This is a genomic window from Streptomyces sp. NBC_00287 (assembly GCF_036173105.1).
Lineage (GTDB): Bacteria > Actinomycetota > Actinomycetes > Streptomycetales > Streptomycetaceae > Streptomyces.
On record NZ_CP108053.1, the window covers coordinates 8967469 to 8992484 of the forward strand.

Here is a 25016-nt window from a genome sequence, read left to right on the forward strand (position 1 = left end):
AGGCGGATTCCCGCCGAGGGTACGAGCCCAGGTCAGCGGGCTGTCGTACGGGGGTGCGCAGGCACAGCTGTTGGCGAGAATCCGTTGGAAGCTGTCACTTCCGCCTCTGTGCGATCACTTGGGCGCCTCCTAGCGTGGCCGCGTACCCCAGCACACCCGTGGACCAGAGGCGGACGCCCCCCGATGACGAAGTTCCTGCTCACCCTGCACGTCCTGGCCGCGATCGTGGCCATCGGCCCGGTCACCGTCGCGGCCAGCATGTTCCCGCCGGCGGCGCGCACCGCCCAGGAGGGCAGACTGAACACCGTCCGGCTGCTGCACCGGATCTGCCGGGTCTACTCCGGTATCGGCCTCACCGTTCCCCTGCTCGGCTTCGCCACCGCCGCCGCGATGGGTGTCCTGGGTGACGCCTGGCTCATGGCATCCATCACCCTCACGGCAGTGGCCGCCGGCATCCTCGTCGCGTTCGTCCTGCCCCGTCAGGATGAAATCCTCGACCAGCTCACCGCCGACCAGGCCGTCGAGCGCTCCGGAACCGTCCAACTCGCCATGTTCACCGGCATCTTCAACCTCCTGTGGGCAACCGTCACCGTCCTCATGATCGTCCGCCCGGGTTCCACGACAGGCGCCTGACCAGGGGCCGGAGGGCGCCGACAGCGCCGTAGCAGCGAGTCGGCCGCCGTCAAGCCCGATCCCGGAATTAGCACCCCCGTGTGCCCGGGCGCCTACACTCGGCGGTCGTGCCCATGTGGATGGGCCACGACACGAAAGGCGCGTTGACGGGTGTTCCAGGATTCCCCCATTTACGACCGACTGATCTCGGAGCGCGGCGACGTTCCCCTGCAGGTGCGCCGGGAGGCCGAACGCGTCAGCAGGGAACTGGAGTTCGTCATGCAACCGCTGAACTCCTTCGGCGCCCCGCCCGTCGAACGGCAGCCCCATCCGGGCTCCGGCTGGCAGCGCTCCGCCCTGCCGCCCGGAGGGCAGCACTGACTCAGGAGACCGCCGAGTTCGCGCCGTTGATCCGCGCAGGCCGGGGCGCGACGGGCCGGGACAGCCACTCGGCGATCGTCCGCGCGATCGGCTGGCCCGTGTCCACCTCGATGAACCCGAACTGGCCCGACTGGTTGCACTCCAGGAACCACCACATCCCGTCGGCGTCCTCGACGAAGTCGAAGGCGCCGTAGGCCAGTTCGGCGCCCCGCAGGTAGGAGCGCACGCTCTCGGCGATGCGCGGCGGCACCTCGGTCGGCTCCCAGAGCGCGGTGGTCGAGGCGAACCGGACGTCCACCTCGTCCGGATGCGCGTCCGCCGCCACCGGCTTGCGGGCCGCCAGCAGCCGCTCGCCCACGGCGGTGAGCCGGATGTCGGCCCGCTTGGCGACGCGCCGCTGGAGCAGGGTGGGGCCGAAGGCCACGGCGGCGAAGTCGGCGTCGGGGGCGACCCTGCTGGTCGGCACGGCCCGGGGCGGGTCCTGCGGATGGGCGCCGGAGACCGGCTTGACGACCAGGTCCGGGTAGCGGTCGGCGAACTCCCGGGCGGCCTGCGGGAACGTCGTGATCAGCGTGGCCGGCACCGGCAGCCCGCAGCTCTGGGCGAGACGCAGCTGCCAGGGCTTGTGCCGGGCCCGGTGCGCGGCGTCGGGGTCGTTCATCCACCGGGCCCCGCTGGAGCGCAGCATGCCGTACAGGGCCTGCGCGGACTCCTCCGTCAGCCAGGGCGACGGGCGCGCCGCACGGGACGCCGGTGTCCCCGGTCGGCGCACCCATATCGAACGCAGGCTGTCGAGGCCCACCAGCCGCCCCCCGGACGACAGATGGCCGCGAAAGGCGCCATGCACATACTCGCCGGACAGCGCGGCCCCACCGGTCAGGTCGGCGGGATCGAGCCGGACCACCGGCACCGCGCAGGCGTTGAGGTGCACCACCACCATGTCGGCGGTGACGTCCTCTTCGGTGGTCAGAATCAACACGGTCATCGTGGCGGGTTCCGCGTTCAGTCGTCGAAGTGCGTCTTCGAACCTGCCGTGGACGTCGTCGTCCCCAGCTCTCTGAGCAGAGCGTGGTCGCTCGCGGCGATCCGCCCGTCCAGGAGCACGTTCAACTGCAGTCCGGAATCGTAGGCATAGACAGCTGTGACCTCCGCATCCGCTGCCGGACGTGCGTAGTTGAGCGCGAACGGTTGCATCGTCTCTCCCTCGCCGGTGCTGCTTCGATCAAGCGAGGCACCCCCCTGGGAACGTCGCTTGGTCCGCCGACTTCCTTCGGCTTCCACCCACTTATACGAATCGAACGGGTGGTTGGTTTCCTTACTCTGTGTCACCATCGCCGGGGCCGAGGCCCGACTGCCGCCCTCAGCAGGCCCGTTGGCCGACGCAGGGCTCAGGCGACATCCCCGCGTCGACCGACGCCCGAGGGCCCGGAAAGGGCTCCGGGACCACGCCGGTCGACGGACCCGCGCAGGGCGCGCAGGGCCAGCAGAAGTACGCCGATGTCATCCAGATACACCGGATCGGGCAGTAGATCGGCCGGCAGTACGAAGTACGCCAGGGCGCCCCAGAACACCCAGCGCGGCCCGGTCGGCAGGCCCGCGCGACGCAGCCGGCGCCGGGTCCGCACCAGCCGGACCAGCACCGCTACGGCCACGGCCAGCAGGGCGGCCGCGAGGACGGCGGCGACGAGGATCACCGCTGTGGTCGAGTCCACCGACCCCTCCTCACCTCTCTGGCGTGCGCCGGGGGGTGCCCGCGCACACGCGTCTCTTCACGGATTCCCTGCTCCGGCGCGCGTATGGCCCGGGCGCGGCAACCGGAGCAATCGCACATCCGTAAGAACGGGGAGGGGCGGGGTCTCATACCCTTGGCCCACTCGGGTGGCGCGCCGCCTTGGCAACGCCTAGTAATGGTCTCCGTACAGTCGTGTGTCGCTGCGGGGGCGCAGGAGCGGCCGCACACCCTTCCCTGGAGCCGAGGATGACCACCCGCTCTTCATCACCCAGTTCTGGCGACTCCGGCATACCCGCCGCCACCGGCGAGGAGCCCGAGCCCACCCACCTCGACCCGGTCGGCGGCCTGGTGCACGCCGCCGTGGCCGACCGGCCCGTCGAGGAAGTCGCCCAGCTCATCACCTTGTTGGAACGCTCGCCCGAGCACGCCCGGGCCACGCTCGAAGCCCTCCGGGCGGTCGGCGTGGACCGCTCCGTGGAGGACGTCACCCGGCTGGTCGACCTGCTGACCCGGCCGCCGCGTACCGCCGACAGCGCGGACGAGACGATTCGTGCCGCCGCCGAACAGCGCTCGCTGGACGATGTGTCGCTGTTGGTGGCCCTGCTGCACCGCGCCGACCTGGAGCCCCACTGCGGCCAGGAGGCGGTCCGTGCGGCCGCGACCGGGCGTCCGGTGGAGGAGCTCGTCGAGCTGATCCGACGGCTGTCCGAGGAGCGCGAGCGCCCGCCGGCGGCCGAGCCGCTGCCGGAGCCCGCCGAGGACGGCCCGGCCGCCCCGAGGCGCGTGCCGGCCAAACAGGCGACCCGTCAGCCCACCTGGCCCGGCCGGCTCACCGTCGTCGCCCTTGTGGTGTGCGCGGTGGCCTACTTCCCGCTGCACCGTGACGGAGCCTCCCTGCGCGCCTTCGCGCTCGCCCTCGGCATGTCGGTGGCGTGTCTGGCGGTGGCCCTGCTGCTGACGCTGCGGATCACCGCACCGGTCCTGGCGGGCGCGGTCGTGGTGCCGGCGGCACTGGCGGCGGCTCAACTCCTCGAAGGCAGCCTGCCCTGGGCGGGCCTGTCCCGGGCACTGGACCTCACCCTCGCCCCGGCCTGGGCGGCCGGCCCGGCCGCCGTGTGCGCGTCCCTGACGGCGCTGACGGCCCTGATGGTGCATTTGGCGGCGCCTGCGCAGGCCAGCACGGCGGTGGCGGCACGGGAACCGGCCGGGGTCGGTCCTGCGGCGGAGTGATCGCCGGTTGGGGTCGGTCCGGCGTGCCCCCGCGCGTCAGCTGAGTCGGTCCGCGGTGCCTACGGCGCGTCAGTCGGTGTCGGTCCGGCGCCCTGGCGGCCGTCAGTCGGTGTCGATCCGGAGGCTGACGGCCGTCAGTCGACGTCGGTCCGTCGCCCCGACAGCCGTTCAGCTGGTGTCGGTCCGGCGCTCCTACGGCCGTCAGCTGGTGTCGGTCCGGCGTTCCGACGGCCGCCAGCTGGTGTGGTCCGGTGCCCCGGCGGCTCATCAGTCGGCGTCGTTGCGCCGCCCCGACGGCTCCTCGTCCCGTGCGGCATCCGTGCCCGGGCGCAACGCCAGGGCGGTGTCCTTGAGCCGTCCGAAGGTCCGGGTCAGCTGCTGGAGCGGGGATTCGGGCTGCGAGCGCGGCTCGGGCAGGGCGCCGGCCGTGTCGCGGTAGGCGGCCAGCGCCTCATGGGCCTGCTCGGCGGCCTCCCGGTACAGGTCGCGGGACTTCGTCATCGCCTCCAGCGCGTCGGCGTACATGGCCACCAAGGCGCGCTCGCGGGCGAGTTCCTCTTCGAGGGTGAGCAGACGCCACTGCTCGCGCAGCGCGGTGACGGCGTCGTCGGCGCCCTCCGGCAGTGGTCGCGTCAGCGCCGCGAACCGGGTGACGGCGGCGATGAGCTCGGCCGGCTCGGAGCCGTCGAGGAAGACGCTGCGCACCGAGAACCCGGTCGCGTCGTAGTCCGCCGGGGCCGGGGAGCCCGGCAGCACCACGGCGCCGCCCCTCGGCACCTCCACACCGCGGTCCCGCAGCGCCCAGTTCACCACCCGCAGCTGCTGAGGGGCGGCGCGATGCTCCACCACCCGATGCCGCAGGCTCGGCGGCAGCATCCCCGCGAGCGGCGTCCGCCCGCGCTGATCGGTGGTCATCGCCTCGTGGACGACGACATGGATGGTCCAGCCGTCGCGGGCGGCGTCCTTGAGCAGGCGCCGTACCGCCTTGTCGTCCTCGGGCAGGGGATTGAGGTCGCGCAGCCGCCCGCCCGTGACCGGCTCATGGTCCCAGTCGGTGTCCGCGTCCTGCGGCCAGAACACCGTGGCGGGCGACGGCCACCGGGGATCCCAGGGACGTTCGGCCTCGGCCGCCAGCACCCACGCCTGTCCGTCGGAGACGGTCAGCCGGGCCCGTACGGTCACCGTGTCCTCGACCCGCCAGCGGGCCTCGAACACCCGCTCGCCCTCGCTCTGGGCCTCGGCCGGTTCGTGGAAGTCGTCGATGCCGCCGTCGTCCTTGTGCCGTTTCAGACACTGCCGGACCACCTCCTCGGCGGCGGATCCGGCGTGGTGGCCGCGGGCCAGCCACACCGTGGGCGGAGTCGTGGGGCGGACGGTCGGCGAGCTTTGCATGAGTCCTGGGGGCGACGGGGGCAAGGGCTCGTCCCAGTATCGATGCCGCAGGCAGCCACGTGTCACCGGGGGGCGCACACGGGGTGTGCGCGGGCCGCTCCGGATGAGGGCCGTTCACTCGTGGTCCGATCCGGCTCCGGTCATGAAAATGGCGGTGCGCAGGGCCCGCCCACCATCCGCATTGGGGCGGGCCCTGCGCACATCGGGTCAGCCGTGGTATCTGATGTACCCGTTGCCGTCCGGGTCCGAGCCGCTCTTGGTGTACGAGTGCGAGTCGGCGCCGGCGCCCGTGGGCTTGTACAGGTAGATCGAGTCCTTGTCGTTGTTCCAGATGAAGTTGCAGTTGTCGCGGTAGACGACGTTGTTCGCGTCGGAGTCGTTGCCGTGGCCGCCACGCAGCTTTATCTGGTCGCCGGGCTGCAGGTAGTGGTTGGCGGTGAACGTGAACTTGTTCCCGGCCTTGTCCTTGACGACGTAACCCTTGAGGTTGACCGTCTTGCTGGACGAGTAGTTCTTGATCTCCAGGAACTCGGCCTTGGTGTTCCCGGTCGTGCAGTTGTTGGAGTCGCTGCCCGGGGCGTCGTACTGGACGCCGCGGATCTTCAGCGCCGACGAGTACTCGGTGGCGTGGGCCGGAACGGCGGCGAGAGCGCCCAGGGCGCCCGCGGCCGTGGCCGTCGCGATGAGCAGGCGTATACGCATGACGAAGTCCCCCCTTGTGAAGGTTCGGTGAAGAGACCCGATCATATGCACGGGGGAGGGGGCTGTGTTCCGTGGGTCTGAACTTCGGTGCTCATCGAAGTTTGACAGTGGTCGAACTTTCGGTTTGAGTTGGAGGGAGCGGTGAATCACCGGACCGGATGGGGGAGTTGGGGATGGTCAAGGCAGTACGGTTCCACGAGCTCGGCGGGCCCGAGGTGCTGCGCCTGGAGGACGTGGACGTCGCGGAGCCCGGCCCGGGTGAGCTGCTCGTTCGCGTCGACGCGATCGGCCTGAACCGCGCCGAGGCGCTGTTCCGCGGCGGCCACTACATCGAGCCGGTCAGGCAATTCCCGGCGAGCCTCGGCGCGGAGGCGGCGGGAGCGGTCGAGGCGGTCGGCCCCGGCGTCACCGGATTCGAGGTCGGCGCGTTGGTGAGCGTGGTGCCCGCCTTCTCGATGAACGACTACAACGTCTACGCCGAGCGCGCGATCGTCCCCGCCTCCGCGGTCGTACGCCGCCCGGCCGGGCTCGGCGCGATCGAGGGCGCGGCGGTGTGGATGCCCTTCCTGACGGCGTACGGCGCACTCGTCGAGGTCGGCGGGATGCGCGCCGGGGACACGGTCGTCCTGACCGCAGCTTCCAGCGGCGTGGGCCTCGCGGCGATCCAAGTGGCCCGCCGCGTGGGCGCGGTGCCCGTCGCGACGACCCGCACACCGGCCAAGCGGGAGGCACTGCTGAAGGCGGGGGCTGCCGAGGTGATCGTCACCGGGGAGGAGGACGTCGCCGACCGGGTGCTCGCCGTCACCGGCGGCCGGGGCGCCGAGTTCGTCTTCGACGCCGTAGCCGGTCCCGGCGTTGTGGACCTGGCCCGGGTGGTCGCCCCCGGCGGAACCCTCTTCGTCTACGGCGCACTGAGCGGCGAGGCGACCCCGTACCCGGGGATCGAACTCGGCCTGCCCGCGCTGAACATGCGTACCTACACCGTCCTGGAGACCACCCGCGACCCGCACCGGCTGCGCCGGGCCGAGGCATTCGTCTCCTCCGGCCTGAGCAGCGGCGCCTTCGCACCGGCCGTGGACCGGGTCTTCCCCTTGGCCGAGGTCGTCGAGGCGCACCGCTATCTGGAGGCGGGCAACCAGGTCGGCAAGATCGTGCTCACCGTCGACCACTGACCGGCACCGGGGCCGCCACCGACCGACGGCGCCGGGCCAAGAGGCCGAGCCCGGCCGCGCCGAGCGCCCCGGCGGCCGCCAAAGCTCCGGCAGCGCGAGCGACAGGGCAGGGATCGTCCCAAAGGGTCAGCCCGCCAGCCCCGCCCCCACCCGCGCCACGGTCTCACGCAGCCAGATGTGCGCCGCGTCGTGTGTGTGCACCGGATGCCACCACATCGCCTCCTGGAGGGGCACCGCCTCGTACGGCGGATCCATGACGCGTACGGCGGCCACCCCGCTCAGCAGATCGGCCAGGCTCTGCTGCACCAGGGCGATCCGGTGGGTGCCGGCGACCAGGAAGGGCAGCACCTGGAAGCTGTCGACGGAGACCTCGACATGCGGGTCGATGCCCAGCATGCTCAACTGCCGCGCGGCGGGCGCGTCGTAGGTGCGCTGGTAGGTGACCCAGGGCAGACGGGCCAGGTCCGCCATGGTCAGCCGGTCGCCGACCTCGTCGTTGGAGTCGGCGACGAGGAAGGCCCAGCGGTCGGTGAACAGGTCGACGGCGGGGAATCCGCTGATGATGCCGTGCGGCATCAGCAAGCCGTCGGCCGCGCTGAGCATCGTCGCGGTGTCCTCGGTGGCATCGGGCGGGGTCCGCTGGAAGCGCAGCCGCACCCCCGGGGCCTCGGCGTGCACGGTACGGGCGAGTGGGGCGCCGAAGACGGCGATCGCGTAGTCGGAGGCGAGCAGGGTGAACCTCGTGCTCCTCGCTGCCCGGGACGAACTCCGCCCGGCTGCTGAAGACCCGCTCCAGCAGATCGCAGGCGGTGGCGGTGCGGTCGAGCAAGGCCCGCCCGAGAGCGGTGAGTTCGTACTGTCCGCCGACGCGGGAGAGCAGCTCGTCGTCGAAGTGGCGGCGCAGCCGGGCCAGGGCCGCGCTCATCGCGGGCTGGCTGAGCCCGATGCGCTGCCCGGCCCGGGTGACGTTGCGTTCCTCCAGCAGGGCGCGCAGGGACAGGACGAGATTGAGATCGAGGCCCGACAGATGCACAGCGCTTCCCCGGTGTATTTGTGCCGTGGATGATCCTCATCCGAAGAATCGATTTCCCAGATTACGGGATGCGGGGCCAGATTGGGTCCACCGCAATCTGGAGGACATGCCCGTGAAACCCGCCGCCCCTTCCGCGTCCTTCTCCGGACCCTTCGCCCTCGGCACTTTTTCCGCGCGTGACCAGGCCCCCTTCCCCGGCCTTGTGACCCCCGAGGGACGCGTGCTCGACCTTCGTACGCCACTCGGCGACCCCGTCCTGACGACCCGGCGGATATGCGAGCGCTGGGCGGAGTTGCTGCCCCGGCTGCACGAGCTGGCACATGACGAGGCCCGCGACTGGCAGCCCCTGGACGGCCTGCGCGTCCATGCCCCCGTCGAGCCCCGCCAGGTCTTCCAGTCCGGCGCCAATTACCGGCAGCACGTGATCGACCTGGAGGTCGCCCACCGCGCGCCCGACGATCCGCGCACGGTGGAGGAGGCCCGGGCCGAGATCGCCGCGATCATGGACCGGCGGGCCGCCGAGGACCTGCCGTACGTCTTCATCGGCCTGCCGAGCGCCCTCACGGGCCCCTATGACGATGTCGTCCTGCCCGAGTGGGCCGAACAGCCCGACTGGGAGCTGGAGTTGGCGGCGGTCATCGCCAAGCCCGCCTACCGGGTCTCCGCCGAGGAGGCTCTGGATCACGTCGCCGGGTACACCATCGCCAACGACCTCACCGACCGCGCCACCGTCTTCCGCCGGGACATGAAGGCCATCGGCACCGACTGGCTGCGCAGCAAGAACGCGCCCGGCTTCACCCCGCTCGGCCCGTGGATCGTCCCGGCCGGATCGATCGCGGACCCCGCGGACCTGCGCGTCACGCTGAAGCTGAACGGCGAGACCATGCAGGACGAGTCCACCAAGGACATGATCTTCGGCGTCGCGCGGATGGTGTCGTACGCCTCGCAGACGGCCCAACTGCTCCCCGGCGACCTGGTGTTGACGGGCAGCCCGGCAGGCAACGGCATGCACTGGGGGCGGCTGCTGCGCGACGGCGATGTCATGGACGGCGCCATCACCGGGCTCGGCGCCCAGCGCACACGCTGCGTGGGGGAGAGCGAGTGAACCGCCGCGACCCCGAGGGCGCCATCGCCGAGGCCGCCAAGGCGTGCTCCAACTGGGGGCGTTGGGGCGAGGACGACGTCCTCGGCACCCTGAACTTCCTCGACGAGGCCAAGCGGCGCGAGGGTGCCGCGCTGGTCCGGCGGGGCGTGAGCTTCTCGCTGGCGCAGCGGTTCGACATGAACGGGCCGCAGAAGGGCTGGCGGCGTCGCACCAACCCCGTGCACACCATGCTGGACACCGGCACCGACGCGGCCCTCGGCAACCAGGGCTTCCCGCACGGGTTCGGCGGCGCCGACGACGTGGTCGCCATGCCGCTGCAGTGCTCCACCCAGTGGGACGGCCTCGGGCACATCTTCGACCACGGCAAGGCCTGGAACGGGCGGGACGCGGCACGCACCGTCACCTCCGGCGGCGACCTCGTCACCGGCATCGAGCACATGGCGCCGTACGTCGCCGGGCGCGGTGTCCTCCTGGACGTGGGTCAAGTCAGCGGCGTCCAGGGTGAATTGCCCGACGGCTTCGCCATCACCGAGGAGCACCTCACCGCGGCCGCCGAGGCGCACGGAGTCACCGTGGGCCGCGGCGACATCGTCGTCGTACGCACCGGGCGGCTGGCCCGCGCCCGACGCGAGGGCTGGGGCGATTACGCGGGCGGCGACTCGCCGGGCCTGTCCTTCACCACGGCCGACTGGCTGCACCGCACCGAGATCGCGGCCGTCGCCACCGACACCTGGGGATTCGAGGTGCGGCCCAATGAGTTCGACGGCGCCTTCCAGCCGCTGCACCAGGTCGCCATCCCCAACATGGGCCTGCTCATCGGGGAGATGTGGGACCTCGACGCGCTCGCTGAGGACTGCGCCGACGACGGCGTGTACGAGTTCTGGCTCACCGCCGCGCCCCTGCCCGTCACCGGAGCCGTCGGCTCACCCGTCAACCCGATCGCCGTCAAGTGACCCGTCCAACGAAGGAGTTGGCCATGGGAAGAGAGAAAACCGTCCTGGTCGTCGGAGGCGGTACGTCCGGCAACGCCATGACCGTACTGCTGCGCCGGGCCGGCATCGCCGTGGACCTCGTCGAGGCCAAGCCGGACTGGAACGTACGCGGCTCCGGCATCACCCTCCAGGGCAACGCCCTGCGCGTCCTGCGTGAGATCGGCGTCTGGGACGAGGTCCGCGCCCACGGCTTCTGCTTCGACTCCCTGGGCCTGACCGCACCCGACGGCACCGTGCTGCACATCAGCGAGGACATCCGCACCGGGGGCGACGACCTGCCGGCCACCCTCGGCATGCAGCGCCCGGTCCTCCAGCGCATCCTTACCGATGCCGTCCGGGCCGGCGGCGCCCAGGTCCGCCTCGGCACCACCGCCGAGATCCTCACCCAGGACGACACGGGCGTCACCGTCCGCCTCAGCGACGGCACCGAGGGCCGCTACGACCTCGTCGTCGCCGCCGACGGCCTGAACTCCACGACCCGCGCCGCCATCGGCATCGACGACAAGCCGGCCCCGACGGGCATGGCGATCTGGCGGGTCCCGGCACCCCGTCCTGACGGAGTGGAGCGCGCCGACCTCGCCCATGGCGGGCCCTGCTACATCGCGGGCTACACCCCCACCAGCAAGGACACCGTCTACGCCTTCCTCGTCGAGGCCAACCGCGACCGCGCCACGATCCCGCCCGAGTCGTACGCGGGGGAGATGCGCCGACTCGCCGAGGGCTACGGCGGAGCCTGGGACGAGATCCGCGAGTCGATCACCGACCCCGCGCAGGTCAACTACACCTGGTTCGACCGGCTGCTCGTCGAAGGCTCCTGGCACCGGGGCCGGGTCGTCCTCGTCGGCGACGCCGCCCACTGCTGTCCGCCCACGATGGCCCAGGGCGCGGCGATGTCCCTGGAGGACGCCTGGGTGCTGGCCCAGCTGCTCACTGGCGGCGCGGACTGGGACGAGGACCTCCTCAGGAGCTACTACGAGCGGCGCATCGACCGGGTCCGTACGGTCGTCGAGGCATCCGTGCAGATCGGGCAGTGGCAGCTCGACGGCGTACGCGGGGACGTGCCCGGGCTGATGGGCGCCACCATGGCCGTACTCAAGGAACTGCCGTGAGGGCCCCCACCGTCGATGTGCACGCGCACCTCCTGCTGCCGCAGGTCGACGCCCTCGTCGCAGACCTCCCCGGACGTGCCGAGGCCAAGGCGCTGGACGCCCGCCGCAACGGTCCCGCCTCCCTGGCCGTCAGCGGTCCCATGGTCGCCGCGCGCATCCCGCGTCTGACCGATGTCGGCGCCCGCCTGGCCGCGATGGACGTGCAGGGTGTCGACATCCAGCTCGTCAGCCCCTCCCCGTCGCACTACCACCCCTGGGCCGACGAGGACACGGCGGAGAAGCTGTACCGGCTCGCGAACGAGGCGACGGCCGCGTACTGCGCCCGGGCGCCGCAGCGGCTGTACGGGCTCGGACTCGCGCCCCTGCAGCATCCGGAGCAGGCCGTGCATGCCCTCGAACACGCCCTGGACCAGGGGCTGTTGGGTGTCGAAATCTCCAGTCACGCACCTGGACGGGAGCTGTCGGACCCGGCATACGAGCCGCTGTGGGCGCGTGCCGAGGAGACGGGGGCGATCCTGTTCCTGCACCCCTTCGGCTGCACCCTCGACGAGCGGTTGGACCGCTGGTACCTGTCCAACACGGTGGGGCAGCCGGTGGAGAACGCCGTCGCGCTCTCCCACCTGATCTTCTCCGGAGTGTTGGACCGGCACCCGGAGCTGAAGCTGATCGCCGCGCACGGGGGCGGCTACCTCCCCACCCACCTCGGCCGCTCGGACCACGCCTGGCGCGTCCGCCCCGATGCCCGCGGCTGCGCACGGGAGCCGAGCGGCTATCTGCGGCAGCTGTACTTCGACTCCCTCGTCCACGACCCGTACGTACTACGGGAGTTGGTGCGGGTGGCGGGCCCCGACCGGGTGCTGCTCGGCTCCGACTTCCCCTTCGACATGGGCACCGAGGACCCGCTGGGCGCCCTGCGCGCCGCACGGCTGTCCGCGGCCGACTTCGACGCCGTACGAGGCGGCAACGCGGCCGCCCTCCTTCGGAAGGACTGACCACCATGCGCCGGCTCACCCATCTGCGGCACGTCGACCTCGCCGTGCCCGACTACGACAAGCAGCTCGACTTCTACGCCGGCGTCTGGGGCCTGACCAAGGTCGCCGAGGACTCCGGAATCTCCTTCCTGGCCGCCGAGGGCTCGCCCGAGCAGTACGTCGTACGGCTGCGCAAGTCCGGCGAGAAGCGGCTCGACCTGGTCTCCTACGGCGCCGCGTCCGCCGCCGACGTGGACACCCTGGCCGAGCAACTGGCCGCCTCCGGGGTGCAGTTGATCTCGCAGCCCGGGAAGGCCGACACCCCCGGCGGCGGCTACGGCTTCCGCTTCTTCGACGTCGACGGACGCACCATCGAGGTCCTGGCCGATGTCGAGGTACGGCAGCACCGCAAGATCGAGGAGAAGGAGTCGATCCCGGTCAAGCTGTCGCACGTGGTCCTCAACTCCCCGGATCTGAACCGCACTCGGGAGTGGTACGAGCGCCACCTCGGCTTCCGTCTCTCCGACACGCTCAGCTCGCCGCACATGGGCGAGGTCATGCACTTCATGCGGATCAGCAACCAGCACCACTCCATGGCCATCGCCCAGGGTCCGCACACCGCCCTGCACCATGTCTCGTTCGAGATGCGCGGCCTGGACGAGTACATGCGCGGCTCCGGCCGCGTGATGCGCTCCGGAGCGCGGAAGATCTGGGGCCCGGGCCGGCATATGGCGGGCGACAACACCTTCACCTACTTCCTCGACCCGCACGGCAACACGGTGGAGTACACGACCGAGCTGGAGGTGCTGGACGAGGACACCTGGCACCCGCAGGTCTACGACTTCTCCCGGCCCGAGGTCACCGACCAGTGGGGCACGGCGAACCCGATGAACGAGTTGGTCGCCAAGGAGTCGTTCAACGACGTCGACCGCGGCTGTTTCGTCGCCCCGCCGGTGTGAGGCTCCGATGCGCATAGCCACCTACCTGCACGAAGGCCGCCGCTGCCACGGCATCGTCGAGGGCGGTTCGGTCCGCGCCCTGCCCGAGGGCACCTCACCCCTGGAGGCGGCCTACGGAGTACGGCCCGTGGGCCCGGCCGTGCCCCTGACGGACGTACACCTGCTGGCGCCGCTGGAGCCGCCGGCGATCCGGGACTTCGTCACCTTCGAGGAACATGTCGAGGGCGTACGGCGGTCCGTGGACGGCGCCGGAGGAGTGCCCGAAGCCTGGTACGACGCGCCGACCTTCTACTTCACCAACCCGTACGCGGTCATCGGCCCGTACGACGACGTGCCCGTCCCGCCGGGGTCGCGGCTGCTGGACTTCGAACTGGAGGTCGCCGCTGTCATCGGCCGGGAGGGGCGCGACCTCACACCGGAGCAGGCCCGCGACCACATCGTCGGCTACACGATCCTCAACGACTGGTCCGCGCGCGATCTCCAGTCCCGCGAGATGCAGGTCCGGCTCGGCCCCGGCAAGGGCAAGGACACGGCGGCCACGCTGGGGCCGTACCTCGTCACCGCCGACGAACTGGAGCCGTACCGGGACACCGACGGCTTCCTGAGGCTCGGGCTCACCGCCTCGGTGAACGGTGAGGTCATCGGCAAGGACCTGCTGTCCAATATGAGTTGGACCTTCGAGGAGATGGCGGCCTACGCCTCGCGCGGCACCGTCGTCCGCCCCGGCGACATCCTCGGCTCGGGCACCTGCGGCAACGGCGGCTGTCTGGCGGAGCTGTGGGGAGTGCGGGGCGAGCAGTCTCCGCCGCCGCTGCGGCCCGGGGACACGGTCACGCTCACTGTCGAGGGCATCGGGACCGTCTCCAACACGGTGGTCGAGGGCGTCGATCCGGTGCCGGTGCCCGCCGCGCGGCGCCGCCGTCGGGAGCGGCCGTGACTGGCCTGTCCGGCAAGGTCGTGGTGGTCACCGGCGCCGCGCGCGGTCAGGGCGGCGCCGAGGCAGCCGCCCTGGCCCGGGAGGGTGCCCATGTCATTGCCACGGGCGCGGAACCCGTCGGCGACTGCCGCCGCCTCGATGTCACCAGCGCGGATGAATGGGACCGACTGGCCGTGGAACTGGCGGAGTTGTACGGGCAGGTGCACGGGCTGGTCAACAACGCCGGCATCACCTGGCGCGCTCGCCTCGCCGACGTACGCCCCGACGACTTCGCCCGCGTCCACGCGGTCAATGTCACCGGCCCGCTGCTCGGCATCCAGCACCTTGCCCCGCTGATGCCGCCGGGCGCGTCGATCGTGAACGTAGGCTCGTCCGCCGCGCTCACCGGCCACTACCCGGTGGCGTACACGGCCGGCAAATGGGCGCTGCGCGGCCTGTCGAAAGCGGCGGCCACGGAGCTGGGCCCGCGCGGCATCCGCGTGAACACGATCCACCCCGGCTACATCGAAACCGACATGACCGCCTCCGCCGCACCCGCCTTCCGTGAGGCGAACCTCCGCGAGACCCCGCTCGGCCGCACGGGCACGCCTGACGAGGTGGCCCCGCTGGTGGTGTTCCTGCTCTCCGACGCGGCCTCCTTCATCACCGGCGCGGAGATTCCGGTCGACGGCGGCCTGACCGCGCACGGCAGCGCAAAGTCGATCTCCGACGCGTTTGCCAGTGAACCTGTGCGGCGTCAGTAGCGCTGCGCCTTGGCGACCTTCGCCGTCAGTTGCGGCTCGGGAGGCTTGCGGCTGATGGCGAGGGGCTGGGCCCTCTCGCCGGGCTCCAGGTCCTCCGCGCCGACGTAACGGGTCTCCACGACCTTGCCGTCGGAATCGCTGAAGTCGACCTGGACGGCGTAGGAGGCCGTCTCGTCGGTGCTGTTGGTGATGTTGACGACGACCGCGAGCAGCCCGCCCGTCTGGGCTCTGGGCTTGCCGGTGAGCGAGACGTCGGCCGTGGCGTTGCCCCGGCCCTCGACGTCCTCCAGCTGCTCCTTGGCGGCGGCATTGGCGCGCTCCACCTCGGCGGAGACGGAGGCCTCGAACTCGGAGGCGCGCGCCGAGGCGGACGACGCCGCGGCGGAGAGCGACGCCTGGACGGATTCGGCGAGCGAGGCCACGGCGGAGGGCGCGGTGCCCGTGAAGCTCGCGGTGTTCGGCGACCTGGGCGTATCGGTGACCGCGGAACCGCCGTCGTCGTCGTCCGAGCCGCACGACACGAGCGCGGCCGCGCCCAGCACGGTCACGAGCAGCCCGGCCAGCGCCCTGGCCACGGGCTGCCTTGTCGTTCGAAGGGGGCCTGTGCCCATTGCCGGTGATCCTTCCCGTCGGACTCTTGCGCCTCCTGCCACATCGTGCACGATGCGTAGTCGGGCAGCCACTCGGGGTGGCGGACGCCCGAAGGGCCCAGAGCGCATCTGCGCTCCGGGCCCTTCCTGGTGCTACGGCTCAGGCGCCGCTCTCGCGGAGCATGTCCTCGCGCTCGACGATCTTCACGCGCTCACGGCCCTGCGGCTCGCCCAGCGCCTTCTCGGCGGCGTCCAGCTGGTACCAGCCCTCCCAGGTGGTGAAGCGGATCTCGCGCTCGGCGAGGAACGCCTCCACGGCCTGAGGGGCGGGCGCGTCCGGCGTCTGCAGACGGCCGTTCGCGAAGTCGTCCAGCAGGTTGGCCACCGTCTCGTTGGCGTCGCCCTTGGTGTGGCCGATGAGGCCCACCGGGCCGCGTCGGATCCAGCCGGTGACGTACGTCGACGTGAGGTGCTCGCCGGTCTCCTGCATGACCCGGCCGCCCTCGTCCGGGACCGTGCCCGAGCCGATGTCCCAGGGCAGCTTGGGGAGCTTGTCGGAGAGGTAACCCACGGCGCGGTAGACCGCGGAGACGTCCCAGTCCTTGAACTCGCCGGTGCCCTTCACATTGCCGGTGCCGTCCAGCTCCGTGCGCTCGGTGCGCAGGCCCACGACCTTGCCGTCCTCACCGAGGATCTCCACCGGCGACTCGAAGAAGTGCAGGAACAGCTTGTGCGGGCGGTCGCCGACATCGCGGATCGCCCAGTTCTCCAGCGTCTTGGCGACCATGTCGACCTGCTTGTTGGAGCGGCGCTGCTCGATGGAGCCCTCGTCGTAGTCGATGTCCTCGGGGTTGACGATGACCTCGATGTTGGGGGAGTGGTCCAGCTCGCGCAGCTCCATCGGGGAGAACTTCGCCTGTGCCGGGCCACGGCGGCCGAAGACGTGGATCTCCACGGCCTTGTTGGCCTTGAGGCCCTCGTAGACGTTCGGCGGGATCTCGGTCGGCAGCAGCTCGTCCGCGGTCTTGGCGAGGATCCGGGAGATGTCCAGCGCCACATTGCCCACGCCCAGGACGGCGACCTTCTCCGCCTCGAGCGGCCAGGTGCGCGGCACGTCCGGGTGGCCGTCGTACCAGGACGCGAAGTCCGCGGCGCCGTAGGAGCCGTCGAGCTCGACGCCCGGTATCTTCAGCTCGCGGTCGGCCATGGCGCCGGTGGAGAAGACCACCGCGTCGTAGAAGGCGCGCAGGTCGTCCAGGTGCACATCGGCGCCGTAGTTCACATTGCCGAAGAGGCGAACCTGCGGCTTGTCGAGCACCTGGTGCAGGGCCGTGATGATGCCCTTGATGCGGGGGTGGTCGGGGGCGACGCCGTAACGGATCAGGCCGAACGGGGCAGGCATGCGCTCGAAGATGTCGATGGAGACACCGGGCTCGGCGGCCACATCGGACTTGAGCAGCGCGTCGGCGGCGTAGATCCCGGCGGGGCCGGCTCCGACAACGGCTACCCGCAGGGGGCGGGGCATGATCAGGTTCCCTTCGAGCGATGACAAGCAACTCGAGGGGAAGCCTAAGCTAAGGCAACCCTAAGTCGGTACGCGGGTCCGATCTATGAGCTCATAAGTCTGGCTTATGGGATCTCAAAGGCGCACGGGGGCCCGGGTTGCGGGCCCCCGTGCGGGTGTGCTCAGTCGAGGTGGTAGCTGTCCCCGTAGACCTTCCAGTCCAGCGGTGTGACGAGGTCGAGGTTGCCCGCGCGCAGGAAGACCCGCTGGGCCGTGTCGACCCTGCTGGTGTCGCTGTGCGCCTCCTCCTGCTTCATCGCCCACACCCGGGCGTCGAGGAAGGCGTGCAGGTACCGCACCTCGTCACCGCCCTGGGCCGGCGGCCGTGCGCTCTGCAGCGCCCGCCTGCGGATGCTGCCGAAACTGGCGCTGTCGGAGCCGTTGCCGTGCATGACGAGGGCGTCGTAGTACGCGAACTGCCCGAGCACCCGCAGCCCGTCCGCCTTGCCCTGTCGTACGGCCGGGTTGAAGTAGACCCGGTCGCGTTCGTCGTTCTGCGCCTGCTGGAAGGCGCGGTCCTGTGCGGCCCGGCGCCAGTCCCGGGGGTAGTGCGGGTCGAGCCCCTCGTGCGAGTCGGTGCCGTCGACCTCCCGCAGGGCGGGCAGGTACCCGGCGAGCACATTGCCGGGCTTGCGGTCGGCGTAGAGCTCCACGAGGTCGAGCATGTCGCCGGTGCCGGAGCAGAAGCCGATGATCCCGGCGGTGTAGCCGCGACCGTCGCCGATGTCCTCGATGTACTTGTACTGCGCCTTCCAGTCGAGCGAGGAGTTCTCCGCGCTCGAGACGAGCTTCATGGCGATCTCCTTCTTCGCCGGGTCGTCGAGTCCGGGCGCGCGGACGGCGCCCGCGTGCGGAGCGTTCAGCAGGGGTATCGCGGTGGCCGAGACGCCGATCATGGCGAGCAGGGTACGGCGAGTGGGGTGCCTCACGGGTGCTCCAAGTGACGGTGGGGGGTGGGTGGTTGGAGGTTCGTGGCACTGATAGGAAGGTTTACTATCAGATACGGCCGCGCTTGCCCACCCATCGCGTCACGGAAGACTCACGGCAGCGGCTGCTCCGCCCAGATGACCTTGCCCGCCGGTGTGTAGCGGGTGCCCCAGCGCTCGGAGAGCTGCGCGACGAGGAACAGACCGCGCCCGCCCTCGTCCGTCATGGCCGCGTACCGCAGATGCGGTGAGGTGTTGCTGCTGTCGTAGACCTCGCAGATCAGCGTCCGGTCGTGCAGCACCCGCACCCGGATGGGGTCGCCGCCGTAGCGGATGGCGTTGGTGACCAGCTCGCTCAGGATCAGCTCCGTGGTGAACGTCAGGTCGTCCAGCTCCCAGCGGGCGAGCTGGCGGCTGAGCGAGGCACGCACCTTGCTGACGGCCGCCGGGTCGGACGGCACCTGCCACTCGGCGATCCGGTCGGCGGGCAGCGCCCTGGTCCGGGCGACGAGCAGGGCGATGTCGTCGCCGGGACGGTCCGGGAGCCGAGCGTCCAGCACGGTCTGGCAGGTCTCCTCCGGCGAGTCTCCCGCCCGCGCGAGGGCCGCGCGCAGCAGTTCGAGTCCCTCGTCGATGTCCCGGTCCCGGTCCTCGACGAGCCCGTCGGTGTACAGCACCAGCCGGCTGCCCTCCGCCAGGTCCAACTCGGCCGTCTCGAAGGGCAGTCCGCCGAGCCCGAGCGGAGGACCCGCGGGCACGTCCGGGAACTCGACCGTGCCGTCCGGCCGGATCAGCGCGGGCGGCGGATGGCCGGCCCGGGCGAGGGTGCAGCGCCGGGAGACCGGGTCGTAGACCGCGTACAGACAGGTCGCGCCGGTCACCGGCGCGGTGCTGCCCTCCGCCGCCTCGTCCTGGTCGATCCGGGCCACCAACTCGTCCAGCAGGGCGAGGAGTTCCTCCGGCGGCAGATCCAGCGCGGAGAAATTGTGCACCGCGGTGCGCAGCCGCCCCATCGTGGCCGCCGCGTGCAGCCCGTGCCCGACGACATCTCCTACGACTAGGGCGACCCGCGCGCTCGACAGCGGCAGTACGTCGAACCAGTCGCCGCCCACCCCGGCCTGCGCGGGCAGATACCGGTAGGCGATCTCCAGGGTGTTCTGCTCGGGCAAGGTGCGCGGCAGCAGACTGCGCTGGAGGGTCACCGCCATGCTGTGCTCACGGGTGTAGCGGCGGGCGTTGTCGATGGAGACCGCCGCCCGCGCGACCAGCTCCTCGGCGAGCTCCAGCTCCTCGTCGTCGAAGGGCTCCGGCTTCTGCGACCGCCAGAAACTCACCACACCCAGCACCAGTGCTCCGGCGCGCAACGGCACCGCGATCAGCGAGTGGATGCCGTACTCCACGACCTGCGCGGAGCGCTCCAGGTCCTGCGCCTGCCAGCCCGGCGCCTCGGTGAGCCGCGGCTCCAGCACCGCCTGTTCGTCGTGCAGCGCCCGCGCCTGGGGCGACGACGCGACGAACGCGATCTGCTCGCCCACCGGGTAGAGCGGCGCGTCCTTGCGGATGCCGCTCACGGCCGTGCGCCGCAGCGGCGTCACCGTCTCGGCCTGACCGCCACTGAGGACGGCGCCGAACAGGTCCACGGTGACGAAGTCCGCGAAGCGCGGCACGGCCAGCTCGGCCAGCTCCTCGGCGGTGCGGGTGACGTCCAGGCTGGTGCCGATGCCCACGCCCGCGTCGTACAGCATGCTCAGCCGCTCTCGTGCCGCCTCGGCCCGTCCGGACAGGGCCCGCAGCTCGGTGGAGTCGCGCAGAGTGGCCACGCTGCCGGGCGGGCCGCCGCGCAGGTTCGTCGGCCGCTGGTTCACCGCCAGCAAGCGGTCCTTGACCCGGTGCACCTCGTCCGTGGCGACCCGGCCGGAGTCCAGCAGGTCGGCGGTGTCGGGGGCGAGGCCGAGGTCGGCCACCTGCCGACCCTCGGCGTCGGCCGGCAGTTCGAGGAGGCGGTGCGCCTCGTCGTTGGCGAGCAGCAGCCGGCCCTCGTCGCCGACGATGATCACGCCCTCGCGCACGGCGTGCAGCACCGCGTCGTGGTGCTCGTACATGCGGGTCATCTCATGCGGGCCCAGGCCATGGGTCTGGCGCAGCAGGCGTCTGCTGACCAGGGCCGTGCCGCCGGTCGCCAGGGCGAGCGCCACCGCGGCCGCGCTCAGCAGCAGCGGCAGCTGCTGGTCGGCGGTGCCGCCGACGGTCGCCGTCGTGATCCCGGCGGACACCAGCCCGACGACATCGCCGTCGTCATCCTTGATCGGTACGACGGCCTGCACCAGCGGGCCGATCGTGCCGATGATCTCCTCGGTCACGACCTTGCCCTGCAGTGCGGGTTCGATGGTGCCCACGAACTGCTTGCCGATGCGGTCAGGCTTGGGGTGGCTGTAGCGGATGCCGTCGGTGTTCATGACGACGATGAAGTCCACCTTGGTCGCCTTGCGGGCGGCCTCGGCGCGGGGCTGGAACACCGACGAGGGGTCGGGGTCGTCGAGGGCCTCACGGGTGCCGGGCGCGTTGGCGAAGGACTCGGCGACCGCGACCGAGCGGTTGCGGGCCTCGCGGGTGCTGTCGTGCCGTACCTGGAGCACCAGCGCCACCACCGCGGCCACGATCAGCAGCACCACGATGACTGCCTGGAAGAGGAACACCTGGCCGGCCACGCTGATCCTGCTCAGCGGCGACCGCGGCCGTCGGCCGTGCTTCCTGGGGTGCTCGGCGTCCGGCACCCTCTTCGCACGCACTCCGCGGGCGCGGTCGGGCGCGCGGTGGGGGCGCGGACCGCTGCGGCGACGGAGCGACCGGGCCCCGGATCGACCCGAGAGTCGGACCATGAGGCATGTCTACACTGCCCGACCTCAGGAGGCGAGAGGCGTCACACACTGTGACAGCCGGTCTGCGCTCACGTCATGTGTCACGCCAGGGTTCGGAGCGCCGGGTGGCGAGCAGCACGGCGATGTCGTCCGGCCGGTCGGCGGTGTGCCGGGCGGTCGCGGTGAGCCGGTCGGCGATCTTGGCCAGGGACTGTCCGCCGGGCCGCCCGAACGGCGCACCATTCTTGGCGAGCGCCACCCGCAGCGCGCCGATGCCGTCGTCGATGTCACCGCCCGGCCGCTCCACCAGCCCGTCGGTGTACAGGGCGAGGACCGCGCCGGGGTCGATGACCAGTTCCGTCACCGGATAGTGCGCCTGCGGGTCCACGCCGAGTACGACTCCGCCGGGCAGGTGGACGACGTGCGTACGACCGTCCGGGCGGCGCAGCAGGGGCGGTAGATGCCCGGCCCGCGCTGCCTGGGCCACCCCGGTGACGGGGTCGAGGCGGATGTAGCAGCAGCTCGCGAACTGCCCGGCGTCGATGTCGATGAGCAGCCGGTTGGTGCCGCTCAGCACCTCGTCCGGCGACCGGTCCCCGAGCGCGAACGCCCGTACGGCGGTGCGCAGCTGCCCCATTGTCGCCGCCGCCTGCACCCCGTGCCCCTGCACGTCCCCGATGACCAGCGCCAGACCGTCCCCGGCGGCCACGACGTCGTACCAGTCCCCGCCGACCTCCATGCCCTGCGTGGCGGGCAGATACCCCCCGGCGGTCTCCATCAGCGGATGCGAGGACAGCCGCCGGGGGAGCAGGGCCTGCTGGAGGCCCCGGGCGAGCGCCGCCTCGCTCTCGTAGCGCTGCGCCTTCTCCATCGCGTGCGCGATCAGCCCGGCCAGCGCGGTGAGCGCGGCCCGCTCTTCGGTGCTGAAGCTGCGGGGCCGGTCGAAGCCGAGGATGCAGGAGCCGACCGGCCGCCCCGAGGCGATCAGCGGCAGGAAGGCGCGGGCGCCCTCCGTGGCGTCGAGCGCGATGCCGGGATAGGCGTCCATGAGCGCCTGCATCGAGTCGAAGAACAGCGGGCGGCCGTTGGTCAGCGTCTCCACGCCGGGCAGCCGCGCATCGAGCCCCACGCCCTCGAAGGGGGCGAGGAACCCCGTCGGGAAGCCGCTCTCCCAGGCCAGATACAGATGCCGCTCCTGCAACAGGTAGATCGCCAGCCTGCGCCCGCCGAACGCGGGCAGCATCTCCCGCATGACCACCGCCGACACCTGCCGGGCGGTGACCGCCTCGGTGAGCGCCATGGCGAGGACCACCGGCCGGTACAGCGGCGCCATCGACGCGTCCGCGGCCGCCCCTGTGTGCTCGTCCGTGTCCTCGGGCGGCGGACCGGACGGCGCATCGGCCACCCGGTGCGCGGGGCGGAGCGTGCAGGTCAGCAGATCGGGGCCCGGGTGGAGGGTGATGGCCAGCCAGCCGCCGTCGTACGGCTCGCCGCCCTCGATGCCGGGGCGTGCGACGTGGAAGTGCAGCGGCTCCGGCGACAGCAGCGCCCCGCGCAGGTGGTCCTCGCAGGCGGGCTGGTTCAGCCACGGCACGGCGTCCAACAGCTGCCGGCCGAGCAACTGCGGGCGGGGCCGCTCCAGCAGCTCTGCGGCGCGCGGATTGGCGTAGACGACCGTCCCGAGCCGGTCCAGCGCGAACACGCCCTCCGGCAGCAGATCGGCCGCCGCATCGGCCGTGGCGCCGGGTCCGGGATCGAGGACGACGCCATGGACGGCCCGCACACCGGGGGCGTCCTTCGGTTCGTCGTACGACCCCCAGAGCTCGACGAGCCGCAGCGCCCCGTCCGCGTCGCGCAGGTACAGCGGCAGCGGCGGGGGCCTGCCTGCGGCCGTGTCCCGCAGGGCCGCCAGCAGCGGCTGCGCGTCATCGGGGGCCACGGCCTCGGCGAAGGCCTGCCCGCTCCCCACGCACGCCTCGGCGGCCGGCCCCAGCACCCCGCGCAGCCGTTCGTCCAGGGTCACGGCGCCCGCGACGGGATCCCAGGCGAAGGTTCCGGCCCGTCCGGAGGCGTGCAGGGCGGGCGGCCGAACGCACAGGGGCTCACCGTCCCACCAGAGCGCGCTGTCCTCCTCCCTCCGCAGCTGCCGGGCCAGCTCCTCGGCGAGCTGCGCCAGCCGCTCCCGCTCGGGCAGCAGCTCGGTGGCGTCCGCCGCGGAAGGGCGCAGCACGGTCAGCACGCCGTAGGCCGTCGAGTCGGCCGCGACCGGCTCGTACAACGAGCCGAACTGGAACGGCAGACTGGCCGCGAACTGGGGGTAGCGGCGCATCGTCTCGGTCGCGTTGGCCAGGACCACCTCGACGCCCAGCCGGTGCGCGTCGGCGACCGGGAACGGGGACTCCACGTGCAGCCGCCACCAGGGCTCGAACAGGGGGCCCGGCAGCCCGACGAGCACCGACAGGCGCAGCAGTCCGGGCGTGCGGGAGCGCAGGTAGACCCCGGCCGCGTGACCATCGGCCGTCCTGATCGCCTCCAGTGAGGCGTCGATCAGCAACGCCGTCGGCCGTCCGGGCCTCCGCTGCGCGTCCTCGGCGCTCCTTGTCATCGGCCCCTACCTCGTCCGTGCGCCGTCGCACGGGGCGACACAGCAAGAATGCGCCACGAAGCACGCCCACCGCACCCGGGCGGCACGAAGGCTAACGGGGAACCGCTTCGAGCACCTGGAAATGCGTGGGTGCGAGCGGGTCGCTCACGTGGAGCAGTTCCAGACCGGCGGAGGCCAGCAGGGCGGCGTACTCCGTCCGGGTGCGTTCCCGGCCGCCAACCATGACCAGCATGTTCAGATCGCTCAGTACGGCGCTCAGTCGCGCCGCGGGCCCGTCCTCGTCCGGCAGGACCGGCTCGACCAGCAGCAGCCTGGCGTGCTCCGGCATGGCCTCGCGGCAGCGGCCGAGCAGGGTGCGGGCGCGGTCGTCGTCCCAGTCGTGGATCACGCTCTTGAGGACGTAGGCGTCGCCGCCGGACGGTACGGCCGTGAAGAAGTCACCGGTGGCGATCGAGCAGCGGTCGGCGACACCGGCCGCGGCGAGCACGTCCGGGGCCTGCCGTACGCCGGTCGGGGTGTCGAAGAGGATGCCCCGGCTGTCGGGGCAGACGGTCAGCAGAGCGCCGAGCAGGGTGCCGTTGCCGCCTCCGACGTCCACGACGGTACGGAAGCCGGAGAAGTCGTACCCGGCGGCCACGGTCTCGGCCGCGCCCCGGGCCAGCTCCGCCATCCCCGAGTTGAACAGGGCGGACAGCTCGGGCCGGCCGCCGATGTACGCGAACGCCGGCATGCCGAAGGCCGATTCGAACGCCGGCTGTCCCGTCCGCACGCTGTGCAGCAGCTCCCCCCACGGCCGCCACACCAACGGGGAGGTGAACAGATCGGCGATCGCACGGGCCGGGACGTCCGCGTCGGAGCGCAGTACGGCGCCGAAGGAGGTGAGCGCGAACAGGTCGCCTCCTTCGGGCCGTTCGAGGAGCCCCAGGCTCTCCAGCGCCCGCAGCAGGCGGCGCAGCGCGTCTCGGTCCGTGCCGGTGGCCCGCGCCAACTCGGCGCAGTTCTTGGGGCCTTCGACCAGGGCATCGGCGAGGTTCAGGCGGGCGGCGACGCCGACGGTCTGGGAGGCCATGTGGCCCTGGACGAGCTGCAGGGCGTGGACCTGGTCCTCGACTCGGGCCTGCGGGGCGGCGGGTGTCTCCCTGTCGGTCACTGCTGTGCATCCCTTCCGGATCCAACCGCTGTCACCGGGGTACGGGGGCGGCACGGCTGAGGGCGTGGCTGTGCCCGACGACGATGACAGCGGCCGCTCGTGCGCGAGTGGAGGGGGCGCGTCCAGTCAGGATCCGGCCAACTGTCCACGATCGTTGACGCCTTGGTCCCGGGGTGCATCAGGGTGCCACTGGAGTGCGCCACTCCGCTCAGGGGCCCCCTGGTAGTCTCCCTGCGTACTTCAGTCAAGTGCA

At 71.7% G+C, this 25016-nt stretch carries 22 protein-coding genes and 1 pseudogene; 11 read left to right on the top strand and 12 right to left on the bottom strand.

All coding sequences use genetic code 11. The features are described from left to right. Positions 1-183: 183 nt before the first annotated feature. On the top strand, positions 184-633 hold the full coding sequence (locus OHT76_RS40685) for a DUF2269 family protein (RefSeq protein ID WP_328875905.1): 450 nt from the start codon (positions 184-186) through the stop codon (positions 631-633). 150 nt (positions 634-783) lie between these two features. Next, complete coding sequence (locus OHT76_RS40690; protein WP_328875906.1) at positions 784-993, top strand: hypothetical protein; 210 nt, start codon at positions 784-786, stop codon at positions 991-993. A 1-nt stretch (position 994) separates the two neighbouring features. Here the strand turns inward: OHT76_RS40690 and tgmB are convergent, their stop codons facing one another. From tgmB to OHT76_RS40705, 3 genes are all read right to left on the bottom strand, one after another. Then, positions 995-1978, bottom strand: coding sequence for an ATP-grasp ribosomal peptide maturase (tgmB, locus tag OHT76_RS40695; RefSeq protein WP_328875907.1), 984 nt, complete (start codon positions 1976-1978; stop codon positions 995-997). A gap of 17 nt (positions 1979-1995) precedes the next feature. Next, positions 1996-2187: a putative ATP-grasp-modified RiPP gene (gene tgmA / locus OHT76_RS40700; RefSeq protein WP_315883979.1), complete on the bottom strand. Its 192-nt coding sequence runs from the start codon at positions 2185-2187 to the stop codon at positions 1996-1998. Between the two features lie 194 nt (positions 2188-2381). After that, the gene (locus OHT76_RS40705) at positions 2382-2705 is read right to left on the bottom strand and encodes a YkvA family protein (RefSeq protein WP_328875908.1); all 324 of its coding nucleotides are present in this window, start codon (positions 2703-2705) and stop codon (positions 2382-2384) included. 266 nt (positions 2706-2971) lie between these two features. On the opposite strand from OHT76_RS40705, the gene OHT76_RS40710 reads away from it, so the two are divergent. After that, entirely contained in the window at positions 2972-3955 is a 984-nt protein-coding gene (locus tag OHT76_RS40710; protein ID WP_328875909.1) for a hypothetical protein, read from the top strand. Between the two features lie 267 nt (positions 3956-4222). Here OHT76_RS40710 and OHT76_RS40715 read toward each other — a convergent pair whose 3' ends face one another. Together OHT76_RS40715 and OHT76_RS40720 are read right to left on the bottom strand one after the other, a co-directional pair. Then, positions 4223-5347, bottom strand: a complete 1125-nt coding sequence (locus OHT76_RS40715) for a hypothetical protein (protein ID WP_328875910.1) — start codon at positions 5345-5347, stop codon at positions 4223-4225. Positions 5348-5554: 207 nt separating this feature from the next. Then, positions 5555-6049 (bottom strand): lamin tail domain-containing protein, encoded by a 495-nt coding sequence (locus OHT76_RS40720; protein ID WP_328875911.1) that lies wholly within the window; start codon positions 6047-6049, stop codon positions 5555-5557. A 173-nt stretch (positions 6050-6222) separates the two neighbouring features. Between OHT76_RS40720 and OHT76_RS40725 the strand changes: the two genes are divergently transcribed. Continuing rightward, positions 6223-7221, top strand: a complete 999-nt coding sequence (locus tag OHT76_RS40725) for a zinc-dependent alcohol dehydrogenase family protein (RefSeq protein WP_328875912.1) — start codon at positions 6223-6225, stop codon at positions 7219-7221. A gap of 126 nt (positions 7222-7347) precedes the next feature. On the opposite strand, the pseudogene OHT76_RS40730 reads toward OHT76_RS40725, so the two are convergent. After that, a pseudogene (locus tag OHT76_RS40730) lies at positions 7348-8254 on the bottom strand (LysR family transcriptional regulator). 106 nt (positions 8255-8360) lie between these two features. Here OHT76_RS40730 and OHT76_RS40735 point away from each other — a divergent pair. Genes OHT76_RS40735 through OHT76_RS40765 form a run of 7 tightly spaced genes read left to right on the top strand, consistent with a single transcriptional unit; the run spans position 8361 to position 15070 of the window. Further along, positions 8361-9359: a fumarylacetoacetate hydrolase family protein gene (locus OHT76_RS40735; protein WP_328875913.1), complete on the top strand. Its 999-nt coding sequence runs from the start codon at positions 8361-8363 to the stop codon at positions 9357-9359. Then, on the top strand, positions 9356-10312 hold the full coding sequence (locus OHT76_RS40740) for a cyclase family protein (protein ID WP_328875914.1): 957 nt from the start codon (positions 9356-9358) through the stop codon (positions 10310-10312). Before OHT76_RS40735 ends, OHT76_RS40740 begins: the two co-directional genes overlap by 4 nt. A gap of 23 nt (positions 10313-10335) precedes the next feature. Further along, positions 10336-11460 carry an FAD-dependent oxidoreductase gene (locus OHT76_RS40745; RefSeq protein WP_328875915.1) on the top strand — a complete coding sequence of 375 codons (1125 nt, stop codon included), beginning with the start codon at positions 10336-10338 and terminating at the stop codon, positions 11458-11460. Next, entirely contained in the window at positions 11457-12452 is a 996-nt protein-coding gene (locus tag OHT76_RS40750; protein ID WP_328875916.1) for an amidohydrolase family protein, read from the top strand. Before OHT76_RS40745 ends, OHT76_RS40750 begins: the two co-directional genes overlap by 4 nt. Before the next feature lie 5 nt (positions 12453-12457). Then, entirely contained in the window at positions 12458-13390 is a 933-nt protein-coding gene (locus OHT76_RS40755) for a VOC family protein (protein ID WP_328875917.1), read from the top strand. A gap of 7 nt (positions 13391-13397) precedes the next feature. Then, positions 13398-14327: a fumarylacetoacetate hydrolase family protein gene (locus tag OHT76_RS40760; protein WP_328875918.1), complete on the top strand. Its 930-nt coding sequence runs from the start codon at positions 13398-13400 to the stop codon at positions 14325-14327. Next, a complete protein-coding gene (locus OHT76_RS40765) occupies positions 14324-15070 on the top strand; it encodes an SDR family NAD(P)-dependent oxidoreductase (RefSeq protein WP_328875919.1) in 747 nt (248 codons plus the stop codon). The genes OHT76_RS40760 and OHT76_RS40765 overlap by 4 nt, the downstream gene beginning before the upstream one ends. On the opposite strand, the gene OHT76_RS40770 is transcribed toward OHT76_RS40765, so the two are convergent. The 6 genes from OHT76_RS40770 to OHT76_RS40795 form a co-directional block, all read right to left on the bottom strand. Continuing rightward, positions 15064-15681, bottom strand: a complete 618-nt coding sequence (locus tag OHT76_RS40770) for an FxLYD domain-containing protein (RefSeq protein WP_328875920.1) — start codon at positions 15679-15681, stop codon at positions 15064-15066. The genes OHT76_RS40765 and OHT76_RS40770 overlap by 7 nt on opposite strands. Positions 15682-15820: 139 nt before the next feature. Then, the gene (locus tag OHT76_RS40775) at positions 15821-17185 is read right to left on the bottom strand and encodes an FAD-dependent oxidoreductase (protein ID WP_328875921.1); all 1365 of its coding nucleotides are present in this window, start codon (positions 17183-17185) and stop codon (positions 15821-15823) included. Between the two features lie 161 nt (positions 17186-17346). Next, positions 17347-18120 carry a chitosanase gene (locus OHT76_RS40780; protein ID WP_328876741.1) on the bottom strand — a complete coding sequence of 258 codons (774 nt, stop codon included), beginning with the start codon at positions 18118-18120 and terminating at the stop codon, positions 17347-17349. A gap of 143 nt (positions 18121-18263) precedes the next feature. Next, entirely contained in the window at positions 18264-21029 is a 2766-nt protein-coding gene (locus tag OHT76_RS40785; protein ID WP_328875922.1) for a SpoIIE family protein phosphatase, read from the bottom strand. Positions 21030-21102: 73 nt separating this feature from the next. Beyond that, complete coding sequence (locus OHT76_RS40790) at positions 21103-23613, bottom strand: SpoIIE family protein phosphatase (protein ID WP_328875923.1); 2511 nt, start codon at positions 23611-23613, stop codon at positions 21103-21105. Positions 23614-23704: 91 nt separating this feature from the next. After that, positions 23705-24763: a methyltransferase gene (locus OHT76_RS40795; protein WP_328875924.1), complete on the bottom strand. Its 1059-nt coding sequence runs from the start codon at positions 24761-24763 to the stop codon at positions 23705-23707. Positions 24764-25016 lie beyond the last annotated feature (253 nt).

Coding starts and splice junctions, on each gene's coding strand:
- OHT76_RS40785 (WP_328875922.1), bottom strand. CDS start 21,029: ATGGTCCGACTCTCGGGTCGATCCGGGGCCCGGTCGCTCCGTCGCCGC.
- OHT76_RS40720 (WP_328875911.1), bottom strand. CDS start 6,049: ATGCGTATACGCCTGCTCATCGCGACGGCCACGGCCGCGGGCGCCCTG.
- OHT76_RS40775 (WP_328875921.1), bottom strand. CDS start 17,185: ATGCCCCGCCCCCTGCGGGTAGCCGTTGTCGGAGCCGGCCCCGCCGGG.
- OHT76_RS40760 (WP_328875918.1), top strand. CDS start 13,398: ATGCGCATAGCCACCTACCTGCACGAAGGCCGCCGCTGCCACGGCATC.
- tgmA (WP_315883979.1), bottom strand. CDS start 2,187: ATGCAACCGTTCGCGCTCAACTACGCACGTCCGGCAGCGGATGCGGAG.
- OHT76_RS40755 (WP_328875917.1), top strand. CDS start 12,458: ATGCGCCGGCTCACCCATCTGCGGCACGTCGACCTCGCCGTGCCCGAC.
- OHT76_RS40735 (WP_328875913.1), top strand. CDS start 8,361: ATGCCCGTGAAACCCGCCGCCCCTTCCGCGTCCTTCTCCGGACCCTTC.
- OHT76_RS40780 (WP_328876741.1), bottom strand. CDS start 18,120: ATGATCGGCGTCTCGGCCACCGCGATACCCCTGCTGAACGCTCCGCAC.
- OHT76_RS40725 (WP_328875912.1), top strand. CDS start 6,223: ATGGTCAAGGCAGTACGGTTCCACGAGCTCGGCGGGCCCGAGGTGCTG.
- tgmB (WP_328875907.1), bottom strand. CDS start 1,978: ATGACCGTGTTGATTCTGACCACCGAAGAGGACGTCACCGCCGACATG.
- OHT76_RS40685 (WP_328875905.1), top strand. CDS start 184: ATGACGAAGTTCCTGCTCACCCTGCACGTCCTGGCCGCGATCGTGGCC.
- OHT76_RS40710 (WP_328875909.1), top strand. CDS start 2,972: ATGACCACCCGCTCTTCATCACCCAGTTCTGGCGACTCCGGCATACCC.
- OHT76_RS40790 (WP_328875923.1), bottom strand. CDS start 23,613: ATGACAAGGAGCGCCGAGGACGCGCAGCGGAGGCCCGGACGGCCGACG.
- OHT76_RS40770 (WP_328875920.1), bottom strand. CDS start 15,681: ATGGGCACAGGCCCCCTTCGAACGACAAGGCAGCCCGTGGCCAGGGCG.
- OHT76_RS40715 (WP_328875910.1), bottom strand. CDS start 5,347: ATGCAAAGCTCGCCGACCGTCCGCCCCACGACTCCGCCCACGGTGTGG.
- OHT76_RS40745 (WP_328875915.1), top strand. CDS start 10,336: ATGGGAAGAGAGAAAACCGTCCTGGTCGTCGGAGGCGGTACGTCCGGC.